Annotated in this window: 17 protein-coding genes and 1 pseudogene; 9 read left to right on the forward strand and 9 right to left on the reverse strand. The window is 52.5% G+C overall.

Annotation, left to right across the window (positions count from 1 at the left end; all coding sequences use genetic code 11):
* Positions 1-60: 60 nt before the first annotated feature.
* The 3 genes and pseudogenes from PSH76_RS26250 to PSH76_RS26260 all read left to right on the forward strand — a co-directional run.
* Positions 61-390, forward strand: a pseudogene (locus PSH76_RS26250) (histidine phosphatase family protein); the annotation flags it as partial.
* Between the two features lie 166 nt (positions 391-556).
* Positions 557-2,053: a Shedu immune nuclease family protein gene (locus PSH76_RS26255; RefSeq protein WP_305493155.1), complete on the forward strand. Its 1,497-nt coding sequence runs from the start codon at positions 557-559 to the stop codon at positions 2,051-2,053.
* Positions 2,054-2,713: 660 nt separating this feature from the next.
* Positions 2,714-3,037: a hypothetical protein gene (locus PSH76_RS26260; RefSeq protein WP_305493156.1), complete on the forward strand. Its 324-nt coding sequence runs from the start codon at positions 2,714-2,716 to the stop codon at positions 3,035-3,037.
* Positions 3,038-3,612: 575 nt separating this feature from the next.
* Here the strand turns inward: PSH76_RS26260 and hrpB are convergent.
* Positions 3,613-6,135: an ATP-dependent helicase HrpB gene (gene hrpB / locus PSH76_RS26265; protein WP_305493157.1), complete on the reverse strand. Its 2,523-nt coding sequence runs from the start codon at positions 6,133-6,135 to the stop codon at positions 3,613-3,615.
* Between the two features lie 53 nt (positions 6,136-6,188).
* A complete protein-coding gene (locus PSH76_RS26270; protein WP_122681754.1) occupies positions 6,189-6,431 on the reverse strand; it encodes a hypothetical protein in 243 nt (80 codons plus the stop codon).
* Between the two features lie 75 nt (positions 6,432-6,506).
* On the opposite strand from PSH76_RS26270, the gene PSH76_RS26275 reads away from it, so the two are divergent.
* Positions 6,507-6,863, forward strand: coding sequence for an antitoxin Xre/MbcA/ParS toxin-binding domain-containing protein (locus PSH76_RS26275; protein WP_305493158.1), 357 nt, complete (start codon positions 6,507-6,509; stop codon positions 6,861-6,863).
* A gap of 233 nt (positions 6,864-7,096) precedes the next feature.
* On the opposite strand, the gene PSH76_RS26280 is transcribed toward PSH76_RS26275, so the two are convergent.
* The 3 genes from PSH76_RS26280 to PSH76_RS26290 form a co-directional block, all read right to left on the reverse strand.
* Positions 7,097-7,546 carry a hypothetical protein gene (locus PSH76_RS26280; protein ID WP_305493159.1) on the reverse strand — a complete coding sequence of 150 codons (450 nt, stop codon included), beginning with the start codon at positions 7,544-7,546 and terminating at the stop codon, positions 7,097-7,099.
* 271 nt (positions 7,547-7,817) lie between these two features.
* Positions 7,818-8,204 carry a hypothetical protein gene (locus tag PSH76_RS26285; protein WP_305493160.1) on the reverse strand — a complete coding sequence of 129 codons (387 nt, stop codon included), beginning with the start codon at positions 8,202-8,204 and terminating at the stop codon, positions 7,818-7,820.
* Positions 8,205-8,343: 139 nt separating this feature from the next.
* Positions 8,344-8,658: a hypothetical protein gene (locus tag PSH76_RS26290; protein WP_305493161.1), complete on the reverse strand. Its 315-nt coding sequence runs from the start codon at positions 8,656-8,658 to the stop codon at positions 8,344-8,346.
* 312 nt (positions 8,659-8,970) lie between these two features.
* Here PSH76_RS26290 and PSH76_RS26295 point away from each other — a divergent pair, with 312 nt between their 5' ends.
* The 4 genes from PSH76_RS26295 to PSH76_RS26310 all read left to right on the forward strand — a co-directional run bounded on the left by PSH76_RS26295 (position 8,971) and on the right by PSH76_RS26310 (position 12,594).
* Positions 8,971-9,453, forward strand: a complete 483-nt coding sequence (locus tag PSH76_RS26295) for a helix-turn-helix domain-containing protein (RefSeq protein WP_305493162.1) — start codon at positions 8,971-8,973, stop codon at positions 9,451-9,453.
* Between the two features lie 316 nt (positions 9,454-9,769).
* Positions 9,770-10,396 (forward strand): hypothetical protein, encoded by a 627-nt coding sequence (locus PSH76_RS26300; RefSeq protein ID WP_224795865.1) that lies wholly within the window; start codon positions 9,770-9,772, stop codon positions 10,394-10,396.
* 393 nt (positions 10,397-10,789) lie between these two features.
* Entirely contained in the window at positions 10,790-11,395 is a 606-nt protein-coding gene (locus PSH76_RS26305) for a hypothetical protein (protein WP_224795864.1), read from the forward strand.
* A complete protein-coding gene (locus tag PSH76_RS26310; RefSeq protein WP_122681759.1) occupies positions 11,392-12,594 on the forward strand; it encodes an XRE family transcriptional regulator in 1,203 nt (400 codons plus the stop codon). The genes PSH76_RS26305 and PSH76_RS26310 overlap by 4 nt, the downstream gene beginning before the upstream one ends.
* A 355-nt stretch (positions 12,595-12,949) precedes the next feature.
* On the opposite strand, the gene PSH76_RS26315 is transcribed toward PSH76_RS26310, so the two are convergent.
* Genes PSH76_RS26315 through PSH76_RS26330 form a run of 4 tightly spaced genes read right to left on the reverse strand, consistent with a single transcriptional unit; the run spans position 12,950 to position 18,940 of the window.
* The gene (locus PSH76_RS26315; protein WP_305493163.1) at positions 12,950-16,081 is read right to left on the reverse strand and encodes an AAA family ATPase; all 3,132 of its coding nucleotides are present in this window, start codon (positions 16,079-16,081) and stop codon (positions 12,950-12,952) included.
* On the reverse strand, positions 16,062-16,610 hold the full coding sequence (locus tag PSH76_RS26320; protein WP_122681761.1) for an ABC-three component system middle component 1: 549 nt from the start codon (positions 16,608-16,610) through the stop codon (positions 16,062-16,064). Before PSH76_RS26320 ends, PSH76_RS26315 begins: the two co-directional genes overlap by 20 nt.
* Positions 16,585-17,886 carry an ABC-three component system protein gene (locus PSH76_RS26325; protein ID WP_305493164.1) on the reverse strand — a complete coding sequence of 434 codons (1,302 nt, stop codon included), beginning with the start codon at positions 17,884-17,886 and terminating at the stop codon, positions 16,585-16,587. The genes PSH76_RS26320 and PSH76_RS26325 overlap by 26 nt, the downstream gene beginning before the upstream one ends.
* Before the next feature lies 1 nt (position 17,887).
* Positions 17,888-18,940 (reverse strand): ComEC/Rec2 family competence protein, encoded by a 1,053-nt coding sequence (locus PSH76_RS26330; RefSeq protein ID WP_305493165.1) that lies wholly within the window; start codon positions 18,938-18,940, stop codon positions 17,888-17,890.
* 319 nt (positions 18,941-19,259) lie between these two features.
* On the opposite strand from PSH76_RS26330, the gene PSH76_RS26335 reads away from it, so the two are divergent.
* Positions 19,260-20,561, forward strand: a complete 1,302-nt coding sequence (locus tag PSH76_RS26335; RefSeq protein ID WP_305493166.1) for a hypothetical protein — start codon at positions 19,260-19,262, stop codon at positions 20,559-20,561.
* The last annotated feature ends 122 nt before the right edge of the window (positions 20,562-20,683 follow it).

Raw genomic sequence — 20,683 nt, forward strand, 5'->3', positions numbered from 1 at the left:
CACTCACAGCCTTGCCAGCATTGCGCAATCCAAGCAACGTGAGCCAGGGAAGGATAGTCGATGAAGAACGTCAGGCTGATACGCCGTGGCGAGAGCGCCGCCAACGCTGGCGAGCCCACCAGGGATCACGCGAGCATGCCTTTGACGGCAAAAGGCCTGGAGCAAGCCCGTATGGTCGCTCAGTCGGTCACTAGCGCCCCAGGCCTCATTCTGGCCTCACCGTTCCTTCGCGCCCAAGCTACCGCGCTTGCCACAACCGCGCTCTATCGCGCATCCGTCTTCGAGACGTGGCCGGTTCACGAGTTCACCTACTTGGCGCCGGCACGTTGAGTAGATACGACGCTCGCACAGCGGCGGGGCTGGGTCGATGCTTGCTGGCAGAGATCAGATCTGTTCGAGCAGACAGGCGAGGCCAATTCACGAACCTTTAATGGCCTCGGCGAATTGGCATTTTCGTGCCCGCCTTTCCGGAATTCAAACGGCTCGTTAGACTCGGCATAACGCGTTCGACGACCAAGCTACGCAGACCACTTTCTTGATCAGGGACGACAGCAATATGCCTTCCATGCGCCCCTCGCAGTACGCCATGCAGCAGCGTACCGACAATGGCCCCTTCCTCCTGTTTGAACGTGACGACTACATCGCTGAATTCGAGGAAGACGTGCCCTCCCCGCACCATGCAGACAGTGGATTCGAGCCTGAAGAAGACATTGAGGCCTACGGAATTTCTCGAGTGTTCTATAGCGATGTGCCGCTGCCAAACAACTCGCCGGGCTGGCATCTGATATTGGAAGTGACCTCGGAAGATCTGACAATCTACCCCATCTATCCCAGGGCAGGTCACGTCAGATACGGAGAGGCAAAATACGACAACATCAAGTCGATCATGATCACTCGTCCTCTCTATCGGCCATATACCCACCCTGAAAGCCAGGACGATCTGGAAGAATTGCTGAGCGTTCTCCCGGAGGGCTTCGCTAAAGACTGGCGGCACGGGCTCGGGTTTCTCTACGAGTACCGCTTCATCGTTCAGGCGGTGGCCAGCATTCAAGGGGTGAAAGCAATCCAGCTTCATGGCCAGGATGGGCGAAACGACACCGTGGTGAAGGGAGACACCTATCTTCTGGGGGTTGAGCAATTCCAGCGATTGAGGAAGCATCTGGATCGGCTGACGCAGCGCCATCAACGGGAGACTGCGGAGGACAAAAAGCTGGTCTGCTATGCGGGCCTGCTACACAAGGCATCCCCTGAGAATTATCCAGCGAGAGCAAGGCGGCTTCCTCCCGACTTCCTCGCCAACCTCGTAGCTCTAGGATCTGGGCCAACTCGCCTTTCCCTGAAGGATCAAAAGCAGGCGGCGGTTCTCGCTCAGCAAAACGTTCCAGCGCTCGCCAAAACATCTCGACGCACCCTTTACAACCTCAAGTCGGAAATAGAGCTCGTCACCCTCGGCCAACTCATCGAGGCGTACCGGGGCATGCTGGACGGCAACGCCAATGAGAACAGGTGGCAGCGCTTCCTCAGTGAAAACTCGTTCGTCCTCGATATGGCCTTTGGGTATCCTGTGAAGGTGATTGCAGAACAACCCTATGTCGGTGGCAAGGACATAAATGGACAGGGAGGCCAGTATTCCGACTTCGTAATGGCGGCAAAGGCCACGGGGAACCTCGCTCTGATCGAGATCAAGCACCCTCAGCACGACCTACTGGGGAAACCCTACCGCAAGACCTACGTCCCCTCTTATGAGCTCAGCGGATCCGTGGCTCAGGTGATCAGTCAGCGGAGCGTTCTACAGAAGAACATCCTTGGGCTGACCGAAGATCTCAATGAGCGAGTCCATGCACATGCCGTTGCGGCTATCGTCATCATCGGACGCAACCCAACGAAGGTCGTTGAGCAGCGGGCCTTTGAGCAATACCGGAACAGCTTAAAGGATGTTTTGGTGATCACTTTCGATGAAATGCTGGAACGGCTCGAAGCCATTCACAAAGCCTTGGCACCGAAGCATCCAGTAGTTCTCGAGCCCATCAGCGACGAAGACCTGCCCTTCTAAACTGCCCGCATCACGAGCACAAAGAAATCGCCTCAAGGACGGTTTCTTTGACGATGTTAGGCTCAAAGGATCTGCCTTAGGATACAAGGACATCCGTTCACCATGGCTATCCCGCAAATCTAGGAAACGTTGGGGGCGGCCTTCGCCCCATAAGCTCTTGACGAAAAATACGAAAAAAGCTTTCATTTCAAGGTCTGAGATGCTGACCACTTGGTGTACCTTTGGAAATGGCAACCACCCCTTCGCTTGTACGATCACTAGGAGAGCTTCAACGCCTCCTAGGTGACTATATGCCAGTGGAACCTCCAAATCCCGCATCAATTCTGCCACGTCAGGAGCATATTCAAGGGCTAATTGATCGCATTCAGAAATCAATGGATGCCGCTAGAGCGCAAGTGTTGCTCTGGAAAAAAAAGGCCCAAAACTTTCTCAAACACATCCAAAAATTTTGTCGAGCCAAATTTCTTTTATCTCAGCTATCAAGCATTGATCTTCACGCTTCGCTGATTAGAATCCTTCGACTCCTAGCACATCTCACGTGCATCCGCACTCCCCTTTTCAAGTACGGCCCTGAACTTTCATATTATCGCCATCGGTTACGCTAAATCTCGGATAGTTCAATTACTACTCATAAAACCTAATGATAATCCGAGATAAACTATGACCACACATAACCAAGCTTCATTCTGCACCGCCACGCTCAATACAGCCAAGGGCCCGGTAGACTGGCTCCTGCCTGCCAGAAGCATCGCTGTGGCCCAGACAGTAACAGTGCCTGATTACTGCACACTTGAATTTCATGACTTTATCTGGCTTGAGCTAGAAGGCTTCTACGACGGCGACTACGGCTACACTTTTGTATTTAACTACAAAGGCCATGAGTGGCATTTAGACCAGAATCATTTTGGATTTAGTTACTTGTATGAAAGATATATAAATCATATCAACCAGCATGAGCGCGAGCGGAACGAAAACTATAGTTAAATATCAACTAGAGCCAAGATTACCTGGAGAGCTTAATGAAACACAAGCTCTCCAAGTCTTATCCCTTCCTACTCGGAAAATTTCGGTGTTCGCCCCGCCGTGCTCACTTTAGCCAAAATTTAACCTCATAAAGCTCGCTCCGCCTCCGCCACCTATCCGGTAGAACGACATAGGAAGGCCGCGGACATGGCTGGAGAGCAAAACGTAGAGCCAGCGGAATGTTTGCTTGTCGACACCTACTCGCTCTCCGATATCCTCAAGAGGCATTAAGTATGCAGTTTGGCTATGGAGCAGATTCTTTTGACTCTTAGCTGGCAGGGACTGGAAAAAAGGATTCGCCCGAATGGCACTGCCTGAAAATGACTCTCGTCCATGATTTTACTCACTAATAAATACCAGCCGGATTACAAACCCCTCGTGAATCCCACACTGCTCTTGCAGTTCAACCGAACGGGCTTCAGTGCCTACCTCCACGGGAGGCATTATGTGTCGAGTGTGCTCCACCAAATGTTGACTATGTGACCGGTCACGCCTCGCCTGCCCGAATCAAGTTCGCCCAAAAACAGCCTCACTCGTCAAGGTTTTCTAGGCTTCGCCCTGGCCGTCGCCTCAGCAACTAATGGATCTTCGGGCCAATAGTGCTTGGGGTATCTACCCTTGAGATCTTTCTTCACCTCCGCATAGGTGATGCGCCAGAAATTGGCGAGATCCTGGGTGACCTGCACAGGCCTACGAGCCGGCGACAGGAGATGCAGAATAAGCGGCTGCTTGCCCTGAGCGATGCGAGGAGTTTCTGCTAGCCCAAAGAGCTCCTGCAGCCGCACAGCGAGAATTGGTGGATGCTGCGAGTAGTCGATACGAATACTCGAGCCGGAAGGCACCTGGATTGTCTGAGGAGCCTGAGCCTCCAGTTCTTTCGGAAGCGGCCAAGGCAGGAGATTTCTCACTATCGAAGACAGATCCAACTGGCTGAAGTGGCTGAGCCTGGTAACTTTACCCAGGTACGGGGTGAGCCACTCGTCAAGTGTATCCAGGAGGTTGACATCGCTGAAGTCGGGCCACTTGCTTACCGCCTGGCCATTTTGGATATCAAGCTGACGCAGCAAATCGACCCTCGCTTGCCACTGCCGCAGCTCAGGATTCCAAGGCAGAAGCTCGATTCCCTTACGCCTCACTAGGTTGACCAAGGCCAATGAACGGGTTTGCTCATCAAGACTCGGCAGGGCTGTCGTCGACAAGATGAGTTGCCCAACCTTCAACTGCCGCTCCGCCTTGAGCACCCCTTCCCTTTCATCCCAGTCGACCTCATCGACAGACCTCACAAGGTCGGCCAGCTCGTCATCGAACAGGGCCGGATCGAGGTCACTCGCCAGGTAGATCCGCTCCTCACGCTGTCCTTGCCGGCTACCCAGGTCGGCCACCACCAGCCACTCGTGCTTGGTGAGAGCATCGGGCTCTGAGAACACGGCAGCCCGACCGTTGGATAGACGATACTCGGATGCACTTGCACGCCTCTGCAGGCCGATTCGGTCAGGGTAGGCGAACGCCAGTAGGCACCCTACCCATCGTGGGTGAACGGGCTCGCTGACGGGGCTAGAGGCCTTTCCATGTAGGAGGGATCGGTACTGCCGAGCAGACTGCTTCACCCGCTGGAGGGAACCACCACTACGACGTGAATGTTGTTCGCCTGACAAAGCACTTAGTCTGGTGTGAAGGTCGCCACCTGCACCACGCAGGATGTCCTTCTCACCCAACAGCGCCGCGATGTTGCACCCAAGGTCATCCAGGCCCATTTCGTTGCCTTTGATGAGCATGTGAGCGATCCGTGGATGCGCTGGAAGCTCACTCATCGCCGAACCGTGCGGTGTGAGCTGTCCAGCATAGTCGAGTGCGCCGAGGCGCTTCAGCAGGTCTCTGGCTTGGCCGAAAGGGGCTGATGGAGGTTGGTCGAGCCAGGTCATCTCTTCCGGCTTCATTCCCCACCGGGCCAGCTGGAGTGCCAGCGCTGCGAGATCCGCTTGCAGGATCTCTGGGGTGCTATAGCCGGCCATTTGCTCGTGCTGCGATTCCGACCACAGGCGATAGCAAACACCTCGCTCCAAACGCCCTGCCCGCCCCGCACGCTGGGTAGCACTGGCCTTCGAGATACGCTGCGTGTCGAGTCGGGTCATGCCACTGCGAGGATCGAACCTTGGAGCTCGCTCGAGACCACTGTCCACCACGACCCTTACGCCTTCGATGGTCAAACTGGTCTCGGCGATGTTCGTGGCCAGTACGATCTTCCGGGAGCCTTTGGGTGCTGGCTCAATAGCAGCACGCTGGGCGTTCAGGTCGAGGTCACCGTACAGCGGGCATACGATCACCTCTGCACGGCTGCTCAGCTGCTCCTTGAGGTCTTCTGCCACCCGCCGAATCTCTGCCTGCCCAGGAAGGAAAACCAGAACGCTTCCCAACTGTTCATTGATGGCGGCCAAGCAGGTGTCTGTGACTCGCGCATCGATTCGCTCCCCCGGCTGATAGGGGCTACCCCAAACCGTCGTGACTGGATACATCCGCCCTTCACTGGTGACCACAGGCGCATCATTCAGCACCTTTGAAAGGCGAGCACCTTCCAGCGTTGCGGACATCAGGAGCAGCTTCAGCGGGGGCTCATCACGTAGCAGTTCGCGAGCACTCAGGCACAGAGCAAGTGCGAGGTCAGACTCAAGATTTCGAAGGTGGTACTCATCGAAGATGACCACGCCCACACCGTCCAGTGCAGGGTCATCTTGAAGCCGGCGAGCCAGGATACCTTCGGTGACCACCTCAATCTGGGTTCGCGGGCCTACCTTGCTTTCAAGGCGAATTCGGTAGCCGACAGTCTCACCAACCTTCTCACCCAGCTCACTCGCCAAACGCTCAGCAGCCGCCCGAGCAGCCAGTCGGCGAGGTTCGAGCATCAGGATTTTCTGCCCACCAAGCCAAGGTTCGTTAAGCAGTGCCAGGGGTACTCGAGTGGTCTTGCCCGCACCAGGTGGCGCTTCAAGGATCACTTCGTGGCGGTTGGCCAGGGCCTCTCGTAGGTCTGGCAATACGAGGTCAATAGGTAGAGAAATCATCGAGGCTCCCAAATCAGGGAGGCAGTATACGACGGGCTATGTGGATAGGTGATTCAGCCATAAGGCTGTGAAGGGTAAGCTTCGGCGTACCGCTGCGGCAAGCACTCGTTCAACGGATCCTGAGTTACGTCCGATGCCGAAGCGATTTCGACCGTGGTCTTGTGATAGCCGACGCCCTGACCATGCCCGAGAGAACCGTGCACCTCCGGAAGCACTGAATTGACCATCTCTGCGAAGCCAGGCCCGAACACCGAAGCGACCCGCGCTATAATTTCGTTCTTCAGAGCATCGGTCATGAAACATACTGCTCATCAATCTGGGCGACTAGTGATGGAACCCGTTTCCAGAGCTCCCCCTTGTTAGGAATCGACATGCTGATCCAGCTCGATCTGAATGTGAATGACGCCGAGGCGCTTTTGCGCCATTGCGCTGGCCACGAGCCAGACACAGGGGATTTTCGAGAAAATGCTCGGATTCGGGAAGCACTGGAAACGCTTGCGGTAGCTCTCGAAGACGCGATGTCCCCAGCCCATGGAAGCGGCGAATCGCCCGAAACGATTGATCCGCAGCTGTTGGACGCAGCCCTAGGGTTGTTTGGCGACAAAGCGAAAGCCATGAGCTGGTTGTGCACCCCCCTGCGTGCGTTAGGCCAAAAAAGCCCGAAGGATGTACCTATCGCTGAAGCTTTGACACTGATTGGGCGTCTTGAGCATGGCTTCGGCGCCTGAAAGCCACTCGTTCTGACGTTGAGTTGTAAACTGATTTTTGTGGTTGTAAACCTGCGTGGTTTACAAGTTAAAAAATTGATTTACAGCTTTACTCTCCTCGGCCCTAGCCGAGCATTATCGCCGCTTCGCAATCGCCCCTCGCCCGTCCGCGACAAGCACCGCGTATAGATCTGCCGGCGTAGAGCCCACATAAACTTCCCGACTTTGGGCAGCGCGCACAGGCGCCAGCAAGGCTATTTATTGGCTCGTTTGAAAGCGATTAGAGCGTCAAAGGCTTCTCGGATTGATAACCCGCTCCTCTGCTTTTGTACCAAAAATTCTGCATCCCACTTAGCTGGATCGAATTCTTCTCTGGCATACCTGACAAGGTCTAGCCACAGGGCCCATGGCAGTGCTGTTGCGTGGCTGTGACGGCACCGATAACTCGGACGCTCCAGCAGCGCAGGTTCACGAATTACCAGCTGATCGCACACCCTGCTTAGGACATCAAAGGGGGCATCGCTCATTCCAATCAGCGAGGGATGAGTAAAGCGTGCGATCGACTGTACCGGCGCACCAAGATCGATCGTGTGCAGACTGGCCAAGCGCTGAACCTCAACCTCAAACGCTTCGGCGCCAAGGGTGGCGGCGAGCCGTTCAACAACATCTAGCTCGGGTAGGTTATGACGCTCAAGGCTGATCACGTGCCTCTCCATGCATGCTAGCTCCTGCGTGCGTAATTGCGTCCTCATCCAATCGCCAGCTTGATCGAACTCGCACATCATTTGTGTGAATTCTTCTTCCGATAGCAATCGTGGATTTCGCGTTGTGAGGGTCATTGTGGGGTGGCAAGGGCTGATCGTCATTGACGATTGTGCAGGTGGACGCTTGGGCGCCTGCTGGCTTTGCCATCTTGGGCGGGCCCATTCGACGGCCTGCCTGCAGAGCCTTCAAGCTGAACGTCCCCGATTGGCTTCAGTCATCATCGAGTTCACGCCGATGCTGCTCCACATACTCTAGGTCACGTTCCCAAGCCTGTAAAAAGTCGATCCAGTCATGGAAATAGAAGCCCTCGCTCACGCGCGCAGAGGGGCCTAAAGCTACCCCAAAGCGCGTCCTCCATGGTTCTGGAATGTCTGCGTCGCGAATGATCCAGCAGCCGATTTTATGAGGTTCTTTGGGAAGCTCTGAGAGCTGCTCTAACGTGAGCAGGCAGACGCTGATGGGGTGCTTGTGATCGAGTCGCTCAATGTCATCCAGGCGCTCCAGGATTGCCCTGGCGCCTTGGTCGCCTGGAAGAAGGTCAGCAAGCTCCCGGATTGCTTGCCGTCGATCGCGCTCTCGCTGCCAGTTGTAGTTCATGATTGATCCATAAGAAGTACAAAGGTGCTCCGGCTAAAACAACCTCATCTAAGCTTTACTCATCCTTGAAGCTGTGGATCCAAACCGCGTAGCTCTGGCGGAACGGGAAGGTGTTGGCGAAGCATCAACGCGAACGCGGTCACACGTTCTGTTCACTCGCGATCACATAGTGCCCCCCGGCCATGCTCCTCATAAGTTTGAAGCCCTGCCTGACCTCGACGCATTCCAGGGGCGGTGTCGCAACTGTCATCCCGTTTTCAGAGGCGCGGGATTGATCGAAGTACACTTCAGCGGCGTATCGCTGCCCTGCCCTCGCCGCATTGAGAAGGTACGCGTCAATGCATACGCCCCACTCAACGCCCTGGGCCCTGCTGACCTCCTGGGGAATGCCTTGCTCAATGCCGGACAGTTCTTCGAGGCTTGGAAGTTCACGCTGCCGCGCAGAATTAGCCATAAAATCGATCTCAAATAGGGTAAAAGCCGTTGCGCTGTGTTGCTCTGGGACACGCTCAGCCCTTCTGGGGCAGTGGCACCTCAAGGCAGCAGGTCGGCACGATTTAGCGATTTATTGCAAGCCGACGATCATCACGACCTTCAAACACTTTGTGGCTCCGACACGAAATGGCAGGAGCCACCATGCCACAGCCCATCACCAGCACTCGCCTCAGGTGCATTTAGGCGCAGAAGATCGGCATATTTATATCTCATGCACCATGTAACTGTACACAGCAACATGGCTATATCCTCGATTTTCGAGGGATACGTAGTGTTGAAGCCGGCCTTGGCAGCAGTCGTGAGAACTTTGAGAGGCAGCCTGGAGCTCTCTCAAGAGGAGCTGGCAAGCGCCGTTTCTCAGACCTTCCTGAGCCGGATCGAAAACGGCCAAAGCAGCCCTACACTGGATAAGTTTGCGGAGCTTGCACATGCGCTCGAACTGAGCCCGTTAACTCTCCTAGCGCTGATTCTCTCGACCAATGACAACACCCCTACCTCGATCGTGCTCGCTAACGCCGCCAAGGAATTGGAGGCAATAGAAGCAAAGGTGAGCGCCGCTGACATCGCGGCACACCTAGCCGGGAAGGAGGTTCTGAAGCGGCCAGCCGCCCGACCCGCCGACCTCGACAAGCTTAAAAAGGTGCTCCAGTGCAAAGCCGATGGACTGAGCAAGTCAGAGAGCGCGCGGCGACTTGGTTTGAGTCGATCAACTATTGGTTTTTTGTGGGAGCGATCGCTGCCGGACGCAGATTGATCGAAGAGCACCATCTCTCAAAGGCACGATTTTCAGCTCGCCGCCCTTCATTGATATAGCCGGAGTAACTTGAGCGCTGGAGCCTCACGTTTGTAAGGCAGTGCTACTTTTCGACAACTCACTGCTCGTTCTACTGACATAACAGGAGGCGGATCCTGGCCTTCGACGTCGAGCCATGGACAGCAGCAGCCACCTCCACCTCAGCGTGAAATGACTCATTTCATTAGGCGCCCCCAAAGACCACTGACTGGTTGCCGGTAGCAAACAGGGATTCGTAAACTCCTAAATCTTGGACTGACTAGAGTGAGGTAATGATATGGATGACGATTCGCTTCCGATGCTTGACCCGCAGTTAGAGGACATCCAATGGCCGGCAGACTTCTCCGGCCAGCAGCTCTTCATCCAGGGTGCGGATTGGCAACATAACGCGATGCTGAACTGGTCTCACTTTCGTGCCGATCTCTATGCTTTTGCATACAAAGACGCAGCTGACGGCCTTGTGGAGGCTATGGCTAATCGTCAGGTTCCACTGGACAGCGGCATTTACCCTTTGCTTTTTCTGTACCGCCATTCCTTGGAGCTACAGTTCAAACTGATGCTAACCAGTGCTCGCGCGCTCACAGGCAAAGAGCCCAAGGTGTATGACAAGCACCGGTTGATGCCCCTGTGGTCAGAATTGCGCCATCTGCTCAATGAGCTTGGTATGGAGCACTCAGACGCCAATGCTAATGCTGCGCACCAGTTTATTCGCCAGTTGGACGACGCAGACCCAGACTCGATGGCATTTCGCTACGCCACGACCAACAGTGGTAAAGACCACCTGCCAGACATTACGCACATCAACATCCGGCACTTGCGCGAGGTACTCAACAGTGTGTTCGTTTGGCTAAACGGTACGTACAGCTGGATTGGAGAAATGGAGCAAGGTCAACCTGGCGGCTGAACACGCAGGCGTGACACCCAGATGGCTCTCCTACCCTTTGCATGAGTCTAGCGAGGCACTGCCGGCAATGAAACGAAGTCGCCTACAACCAGGCGCTGTTGAAAAATGCCAGGGAACTCGAATCAAGATAGTCGGAGGAACCCACAAAAGCGCAGGCGCTAGAGCCCTACCTGCTGCAGCCACATGTAGATCAAGCGCCCTTACAACAGACCGTGGGCCGCCCCGCAGGGCTGTTGCAGCTCTACTCAGTCGCCGATCCGAACGCCTTCACGCCCCCTCAAACCATCTTTCTACGCCATAACCCCCTTTACACGAAATTTTTCAGGCATATAATCTCGCTATCCGAAACCCGAGATCGACTACATGACCCCAAACCCAGAAGCAATTGCCGCTATGCTGATCACCAACGTTCCCCGTGACCTTGTGATGGGTGTCGAAGATGCCTTCACCGCTGGCGCGCTCCAGGCTTTTGGGTTGACGAAGGATGTCAGGAAGCAGCGAAAAACTGCACTGGGGTACATGCGGCACATTCAGATGAACGAGCGGTTCAGCGACCTGCTGGAAGCGTCAAGCGCCGAGCTGATGTCTTCCCAGGGCAACCGCGTAATCGTGGGCGTGGCAGGGATGTTCAAATTCGCGCGCTTGAACATGAACACCACGAATTGGAATCGCCCAAACCGTAGCGTCACCCGGCGCGAGCTGGCCGAAGCTAATGAGGCCATGAGCCAACTGGTGCAGCCATCACTTTTCGGGCCTCAAGATGTGACCTCTGGGACATTCTTCTTCGTCGCACGTTTCAGCGGTTCACTGCATCACCATCCTGAGAAGCCGTTGCAGGTCTACATCGCGGTGCCCAATCCCAAAATGGATGGGTGGTTGTTTCGGGAACCTTTGAGCCAGTTCTTGGATCGCTATGAGGCGGCCCCGAAACAGGCCGACAATGCAAAAGTAAAACTCAAAGCGGGCTTCATCGAGCTCGGAGGACAGAAAGAAACATGAGCCGGGGCATCACAGATTTCCAACCAGGAAGATTGATTCAGGCACTGGCTGCCCGAGCCCTTTCCCAGGTACAACTCGCTGCCATGGTCGGCGTATCGCCGTCTACGATTAGCAAGTGGAAATCGGGGCAACAGGCTCCCGAAGCGGAGGCGCTGGATAGCCTCTCCAAGGTCATCAATGTCAGTCCTGAATGGTTCACCCGCCCTCTTCCCAAGAAGGGCTCGCTGCCTCTTTTCCGAAGCAATGCGTCTGCGCATGTCTCTGCAAGAGCCATGCTAGAAGCCCGGCTGGAATGGACGCAGGACATTGTCTTGGCGATGAGCGAGTTCGTCGACTTTCCGGACGTAAACTTACCTGTGAGATCGTTCACAGATCCTCAGCAAATTGCCAATTCCGATATCGAGGAAGCTGCCAGCGAGTGCAGAGACCTCTGGAGTCTTGGCCGTCGGGCTATCCCCGATTTGGCACTGGCTGTAGAGGGTGCAGGCGTGATCGTGGTTCGAGAGGAAACGGGTATCGCCCCGATCGAAGGGCTCTCCGCTTGGAGTCACGAACTTCAGCGGCCATTGATTCTGCTGTCTGCAGACAAAGGGAATGGCTTTCGCAGCCGTTTCGACCTTGCTCATGAACTTGGTCACCTCATTCTGCACAAAGGCATTGACCGCTCAACCGACCCTGAGCGCTACAAACTAATGGAGTCGCAAGCTCATCGTTTCGCTGGAGCCTTCTTGTTGCCGGCTGAAACGTTTGCAGCCGACGTGCGAACACCAGTAACGCTGGACAGCCTTCTATTGCTCAAGCAACGCTGGGGCGTCTCTGTTGCAGCCATGATCATGCGACTTGAAGCACTCAAGATTATCGATGCTGATGAGAAACTGGTTCTGTTCAAACGTAGGTCAGCCCGGTGGGGGGCTAAATCCGAGCCAGGCGATGATGCGCGCGCGCCTGAGCAACCCCGGCTCCTGAAACGCACCATCGAGTTGTTGTCGTCTTCCGGTGTCATGCCGATTGAGTCGGTGTCGAGCTACATCGGTTTGGCTGCAAACGATGTGGAGAAGCTGGCGGGCCTACCCGAGCGGTATCTGTCCGGTAAAGCTTCGGTCTTCCATCTGGCGAAGCTGAAATCCATGGTCAGCGGCGATCCGTCCGTCAAGCCTGCTGATGGTGGTGTGGTGGTTCCCTTCAATCGGAGTAGCTGACCGCTTTGCTCACGGCAAGGTGGCCTCAGAGGGCTGAGGCATGCAGCTCGCCTGTGTGTTATTTTGCTCATTTGTGGGCGATACCTTAGCTGCAAGGCCCCCTTCCCCGGTTGAAGTACTGCAATCATTACGGATGCGCCATGGCCTTCTGTTTTCAGGAATAGTCCTCATCCTGTACTCCCAGACTCCACATAACGGGTGTCAACGCCACTCGATTTGCGTTTGTCTCGTCGAACTCCAGACAGGCGTGTCTCTTCTGTGAGTGTTCAAACAGCTCAGGAACGGCGCAGCAGATTGTGTGCACCGGAAAGATTCAAATCAAGAAGGGACAGAATCATCCCTTCTTTAGCGATGACTAATTGACAAATGGTTCGACCGGCACTGCCACTCCAAACTTCTTCAACTGCAAGAATTTTGAACCAATAATCTCTGCGGGAATTTTACGTTGTAGGAGACCAAAAAAGTTCTCATCGTGCGTCGATATAATCACTTGCTTTTTAAACTGCAAGCAAATACTGCGCAACAAATCAATTGTAGATAGTATATTGATAGAGTCCATAGACTGAATAGGATCATCAATCATGACCACATCGACTGGATCACCATTATCATCTTTGGCGTGGAGCGCGCTGGCCAGGAAAACACTCAAACTCAGAATATTAGACTGCGCAGCGCTAAAGTAAAGAATTGGCGAAATATACGCGCCATTCTCATCGCTTACTACAATATTTAGGCCTGGCTTATCGGAATCGAAATCAGCCTTAAACTCGACTTTCTTGAAGGATGGATGGGGATCAATTTTTTTATAGATCGCGTTAATAAGCCCTTCATAGAAAAAGTCATCAATAAGTGTCTTGAGCTCACCCACAATTGCATTTTTTTCTTCAGCCAGCGTGGTATCGACACGATTGCGCTGATCCAAATCCCTTTCGACTCGCGTCAACTCCTCCTCTAAGGATAATCGCTCAATGTACGGCTTGAATGAAGCCAACAATTCCATCAAGAGCTTAAAGCTGCTTATCTTCTTTTCCAGTTCCTGTGCTTGCTGCCGACACTGCTGCACTTTTTTTACGATCAGTGCCTCCACTGTTGTCAAATCATCTTGCGGGGTAGCCACTACAAGATCAATCAAACTATCATAAAATGCAGTCTGCGATGCTTGCGCCTGGGCAAGACTCAGATCCAGATTTTCTTTCTGCTCTTTGAGTTGCGAAAGGCTGATCCAATTACCTTCGGCTAGCATTTCCTGATGTAGCGCATTTGCCTTAGCTACCAGAGCCTCAGCTGCTAGCTTAAGTTCCGCCACTTCAGCTTCAAGCGCAGCCGTCCTGAGTGCGCAATACTCTTTAAGATCCACAGGCATCAAACCATTCACAGAGAGGTATCTATGCACCAATGCGTAACTATCCGCATCAGTTTTGCTTGTCGCCTCAGCTACTAAAGCCTGATAGTCCGAATCATTCTGCGTAATGACTTTTTTGAGCGTTCCGATCTTTTCCCCAAGCTCCGCTTGTCTAGTCGTCAGGCTCGATCGCTTGCCTGTAAGCTGAATGAGCTCCACTCCGGCTCTGTTCAGCAAATCATCACTGGACAAACCCCAAACCGACTGTTCAAGCTCATTGATCCTAATGACTGTCGCTTTAAGCTCTGAGTCCAACGCCGACATCTCAACCTTTGCCTTGGTGAGCCTCTCGCCAGAATCCTTGACCTTGACTCGCAGGATTGCAGTCTGCTCGGCATGAGCCGTTAGTGCCTCGCGCGTAATGGTCTGGATTTCGTCATTCAATTCTCTTTGTCGCGCTCTAGAGATGGCAAGCTTTTCAGCATTGTCATGGCTTAACTGAGAGAGCAGGCTTTGGCCTTTGACTATGTCGAGTAGCACCGCCTCAGACTCATGGGGCGTGCTGCAAAGTGGACAAATCTTGGAAGGCCACGCACTGAGGTATTCGAGGCCAGAGGCGACAATTCGCTCGTGCAGTTCCATTTGCTCAGCCAACGCTTTCTGGGTAGTATGAATAGCTAGATCATGCCCCTCCATCAACTCTAGATCATTAAAACACTTCGCCAATGAGTCAATTCTTTCCTTATTGAGAAGTGTGAGCCCTACACTTCCTGACAACAGGGATTCAGCAGAGACTTTCTGAGCAGATACCGCTTCAAACTCACGCCCTAGTTCTAAAAACTTAGACTCATCCAATCGAATGGAGATTTCTTTATCTGAAATCTGTTTTTCTATCACTGATACCCGAGCGCGGCGGGTCGCCAACTCACTGTAAACAGGCCCTGAATTTTCAATAGAGTTCCTGAGAACCAAAGTTCGTTCATCTGCCAACTGAAGTTCTTGTTTGACATCGGAAACCTCTTTTTCGACTCCGACAAGTTTAGCTGACGCAACTGAGTAGGCTTCTTTTACTTTCGCTTGCCTCGCGGATAGTTCTTGAAGACGCGAAACAGTATCAAAATAATCATCTGTTTTTTCTGCAACCCTACAAACTTCCTCAAGACGCGCAGTCGCCTGCTGCAAGTCTGCCCCATTTTTAGTATGAGAGTTTAAGAGACCCTGATATTTTTCTCCATCAGCAACCCCCTTTGACAAGCGTGCAAAATTAGACTTTTGCGCCACCAAAAAACTGCTATGCAGTGCAACTTCGGGAAGTTTAGCGAGGCGGCCAGTGAGCGTCTCTATCGTACGTGCGTTGGCATCATACGCCACACCTAGCTCATGTTGTCTTGATATGAGACTTGAGTTAAGAGCATTCTCGGCCAGGGATGAAAAATTCTCATCGGCTAAGGCGATATTTTCACCTGCCGCGTTCAGATTCGATGCTAGGCCATTAAAATTTTCGAACAAAGAGCTATCAACAGGTTGGTCGAGTTCATCAATAATGCTTTCACGCCGTTTATCAAGTGCACTGAGGTCGGCCTTGTTGTCGCTAATCAGCACCGATAATTCCTTGCGAGCGATTTCGAGGTCACCCCCGAAACTCTCCATGAATTTGACGTAACGGTCTTGCGGTTTCGCCTCTCGGAGAAATCTGTCAATCTCATCCTGGCTCAAAATCACTCGGCGGAAAAACTCATTTTCCTTCTTCTTGTTATCTCCAAACTTTAAGTCACGACCGTTCGTTCGAATATTAGGTAATCTTCGCGAAAATGGCTCAGGACGCGTAGTTGAGACAACTACTTCAGTAGGAACTTTATCATTCACGTATTTATTACGGAGTATTTTCTGTCCGACGTTCTCATCCTTGGTGATTTTTGCAGCACCCTCAAAATTTACCTTGTTATATTCTCCGCCGAGTCGTTCCAAGTGGTTAGTGACAGCCCATTCGACCGCATCATAAAAAGAGCTCTTGCCGAAACCATTTGGCGCATAAATTGCCACAAAATCAGAAGGATCGCCGTTGGCTTGAGTAAAATCAAAAGTCCCTTCGGATTTCAGCTTATAAGCACGAAACGCTTCGATCTCAACCTTTTTGATTTTCATTTTTGTCCAAGAACTTGATTATAGAGGTGATCATTTCAGCTCGTTTTTCTCTAGACTCTAACTTCTGATCCAACGGCGCACCACGGACATAGTCTTCCAGCGACAACAACGCCTCCCTGGGCTCAGTCACACGAGGATCAAGCACTAGATCTGAACCTAATAAATGCTTCTCCAGCTCCACAGCCAACTGAGCTGAGTTCGGTATCTCAGTCAATCCATCCAGGATAATTTTTCTAGCTATATACTTGTTATTCTCAATTTCATACTTATCCCAGAGGGGAACGTGATCACGAGTAACAAAAGCCAGGTATACATTCCAGGCTGCCAAACCGCCCGATGGTTGGTGATAAACAGAGACCACACTCTGAATTGCGCTCCAATGCTGGACTACGTCAGCGGGCGTATCCAATATGCAAGCAATACACGAAATAAAAGAAAGCGCATCATCCGAGCAAAACATGCGGAATTCGACATGCTCAAACTGCGAGCTGATAAATTCGAAATCAAATTCTTTGATTAATAGCTTCATCTATCTTATCCCTGAACAAACGCAATTGAGCCACGCCATCAGGCACCGACCTGTATTCCCGTTCTTCGAGGACGACGCATCGGGAGCGAAGCGCTTCCAAATGGGTCAATTTGAAGCTCTTATAAATTGAGGCTTCAACTGCATCCACAGCAAACGGGCCTTCATTTGGCACTACAGCAATATTGCTTACTATGCTGTCGACCGAGAAATCTTTAGGCAAGCATATTGCCGTCGCTTGCGGAGACGCAACAATCAAAATACCATCTCTATCGAGCAGTTTACGTGCTGCTTTGAGTAACTCCTCAATACGGCGAATCCAATTTGAACCGTCACTGGTATACAGCATCCTCCGTTTGCGCTCGGTTGCCTTCAGATACTCGGAGTCTACCGACCCAGAATTATCAAGGAGCGCGCAAATCACTAGAAACTCTAGGTATGCAACCCACAGTTCACGCGCCTTAAGCTCGTTAGGTCGTTTACTATCAACAAGAAGACTCATCCCGTATAGAGTCATCACCTCGTAAGGTGGAGGCATTCCATTATTTATAAGGTGTTCAGTGAAGCCTTCAAGCGCGGCTTTCAGACTCTCGACATTTCCAGGTGTGATGACATCGAATTCGAATACTTTATTCTTAAGCCGGGAAAAGCACTCCATAAATGCAGGCACCATAGCAGCGCCATTATTAGCGACTATTAGCTCTTCAAACCTGAACAAACTATGGCATCGAGCACGGCCAAATTGCTGATCGTGGCCAGTACCATCCATTCTAAACTCTACGCCAACAAGATAGGGGAAACCACTATCAACGTGGTAAATGCCTCCCCCCGACATTCCGCGTATGGTTTCTGTACCTGGAATGCCTGCCACGGTCAAAAGGATGAGCTCATCGACCGCACTGGTCATGTGGCCATCCCAGTGCTTGATTGGATCTGATGTACCTCTCTCTGTTGCCGGAAACCCAACAAACGTAATATTGTCCTGAAGTTGCAAATGCGCTGCAGGTAGAGACTGCTGCGCAACATGAGGTTGATGAGCAACCTTTAGAACGGCGCAATCGTAAACTCTGGCACCATCTTTTTTAACTGGGAGAAACACATCAATGACATCAATGTTGCGCCCTTGGTAGTCAGTGACGATGATACCATCAACCACTTCATCGATTACATGAGCAGCAGTCAACACATAGGAGTAATCTTGAGTCATGGCGTTTACCAAAACGCCGCTCCCGCCATTAACCATGACACAATACGAGTGGATGATTTCGGAGACTGTCATATTATAACCTGAGTTCACCGCGAAGAACGCCTAGGCGCAAGGAGTATTCCTCAACCTCATGAGGCAACAGCAAAGGTGCAATAACACTCGGGTAATTGAATAAAATCTTGCCGCTTGTAGATTTTATTAGTCTTGCAATAGCCCTTTTATTGGGGAGGCCATGTTTGACACCATTCGTTGAAACAACATAGCGCGAGCAGTCCAAAAGTGATACAAACTCATCGCTAGTATTATATTGACTTGCATGGTGCGAGATCTTGACAAGCTCCAACTTTAGCTTATTGGTATTAGTATACCCCCACGACCGAAGGCTATTTATCACAACATCATCATGGGCGTCCCCAAGAAACAGCATACTCTTACCATCGCACTCCAAAATGAATGCAATGGAACTACCATTGTAGTCCGAGCCATCGCTCTGAAACTCATCGTCTTTCCAAATATCGGCCAGAGACAGATGATAGTCATTTTTATCGGATGACGTTTCACCTGAATCTTCCTCAGGCGGCCACTTATGCAAGAGTTTATTTAGCTGCTCTATCCCGGGAGATAAGATTTTAAATCTCATTGGCCCAATATCATAGCACTGTCCTGCCATGATAAGCGGAGCGCGATCACAGCCAATTTCATCTAATAACGCTTCTAGCTCTTTCCCCTGTTTCACGCTCGTTTCAGGGCTTTCGCTGGACAGAATTATATTGTTCTCTGAAATTTCCGGAGAATCAAAATAGCGCGTAATCAATCGTGACGAGTTGAACCAGATTTTCTTAACCATCACCCTAAGGTAATCCGGCCTTTCGAACGCTTGGATCAAACCTTTGATATGGTCATCATCTATATGGGTCAGAACGAGCAGGTCGATCTGCTGACCTTTGGATTTCAGTTCATCCAATACGATACAGAGGGCTCCGGGATACCGCCCTCTGGGCCCGTACCTGAAGGTCTGCGATGGCCCTCCATCAATGAGCACGTTGAATACGCCGACAGGGCCCTCATGGGTAACGAGGATGCAGTCCCCATGGTTCGCTTGAAGCACGCGTACGACGACACTCATTTGGACTCCCTGTCGAAACCATGCAAGCTTGAGCTATTAAAATGACATTAGCATAGGACGTTACAGCTCGACTTCCAAATAAAGCTTCACCCGCACCATGTCATGCACGTAGGTGTTTCAGGGTAAGCAACGGGGATGCGAGCTGAGTCACCATGGAACCAGTGAAATAAGTCAGCCACAATCTACGATAGCAGGAGATGACTTTGACAGCGTAGTGAGCGAAAAAAGGGACGCTGGCGATCCAACAGCAGTGAAAGCCAAACATGGCCCAACACATTAACGTCAGTCCGGGCCACAGCTAGGTGAAAGGTTGAGAGCGATGGAGAAGCGAACCGCGATAGCCGGCGATGCCAGAGCCCGAGCATGGCTGGAACAATTCCACCTTGGTGACCGCTCGCGCGCCCAGAAACTATTAGAGGCGTTTGCCTTCGTCTCACGAGATGACTTCATAGACCAAATGCGCGCCATGCTGCTTCGTGAAAGCCAAGCCGTGCCAGGTGCGATTGCATTGTATGCTGAGCGTGAGCTCAGACATAGATGGGGTAAGCCGCATCGCCTTTTCAAAGAAACCAGGCGATCTGTTAAGCGGGCGATCGGTTCGAAAGGGCCAGACGCAGTGAAGCCAACCAAGGCTTACGATCCTTCAGTTGGCAGCGAAGGAATCGTCGCGCAGATGATTTCTGAACTCTGCCATGAGCATCCGCAGAAATTTCTCAATCATCCCGGCCCAGACCAGATCAGAGACAAACGCGCGCGGGCGTTCTGGGTCGTTACCGATCTGATAGGTAGCGGCGATCGCGCATCGAACTATCTAGAGGCCGCTTGGCGTTTACGATCCGTCCGCAGTTGGTGGTCAGGCAAATTGATGAAGTTCGCGGTGATGTCGTATTCCTCGACGGTACCTGGTGAGCGCAGGGTAGCAAGGCATCCTTGTAGGCCTACGATAAGCATCGTCCTGCCATGCCCTACCATCGACACGAGTTTTTCCGCCAAGGAAGCCGAGCAGATGAAATTGCTCTGCACCGCTTACGATCCCACTGATGGGGAGCCAGGGCATCCCCCGTGGGTGTGGCATGGCCCTAGCCTGGGATATGGCAATGGAGGCGCTCTACTCGTTTTCGCTCACGGCGCTCCTAACAACGTCCCCCTGATGTTCCACAAAGCCTCGCGGGACAAGAAAAATACTTGGACACCACTGTTCCCGGCCAGGGTATCTGCAGGTATCAGCAAGGACGTTTTCGGAATCGATCTGACCGCCGAAAGCATCAGCGCCCGCCTGGACAACCTTGGCGACAAGCGCCTCGCCAGATCAAAGGCGGTGTTAAAATCCGATCAGCAAACCGGTCAGACATTTCTGCTGTTGAGTGCTCTCCTGCAGCCTCTCAGACTGAACGAAAGGCTGCTTGCAAATCGTACGGGCCTTAAAATGCACGAGTTAAGGGTACTGCTCCGGAACATGGGCCAGTACGGCTGGATAGACTCGCAACGCCGGCTTACAGACCAAGGCTATAGCCAGCTCGCACACGCCAGAAAGCACGAGCTTCTTTCCGAAGTGCCGATGACTGTTGGCAATCAAGAGACAGAACCGTACTATCCCACCTCGTTGAGGCATCCAATCTAGGTTCTAGCTTCGGCGTACGTTCCTGGAATGTTGCTGCCATGATGGGTTGGATTCTCAACTCATCACCGGGCGCAGATTACTGCTGCCCTATGTCTTAGCTCCTGCTTGCGGTTAAGCGCTCA

The organism is Pseudomonas sp. FP215, from assembly GCF_030687795.1.
Classification (GTDB): Bacteria; Pseudomonadota; Gammaproteobacteria; order Pseudomonadales; family Pseudomonadaceae; genus Aquipseudomonas; species Aquipseudomonas salmasensis.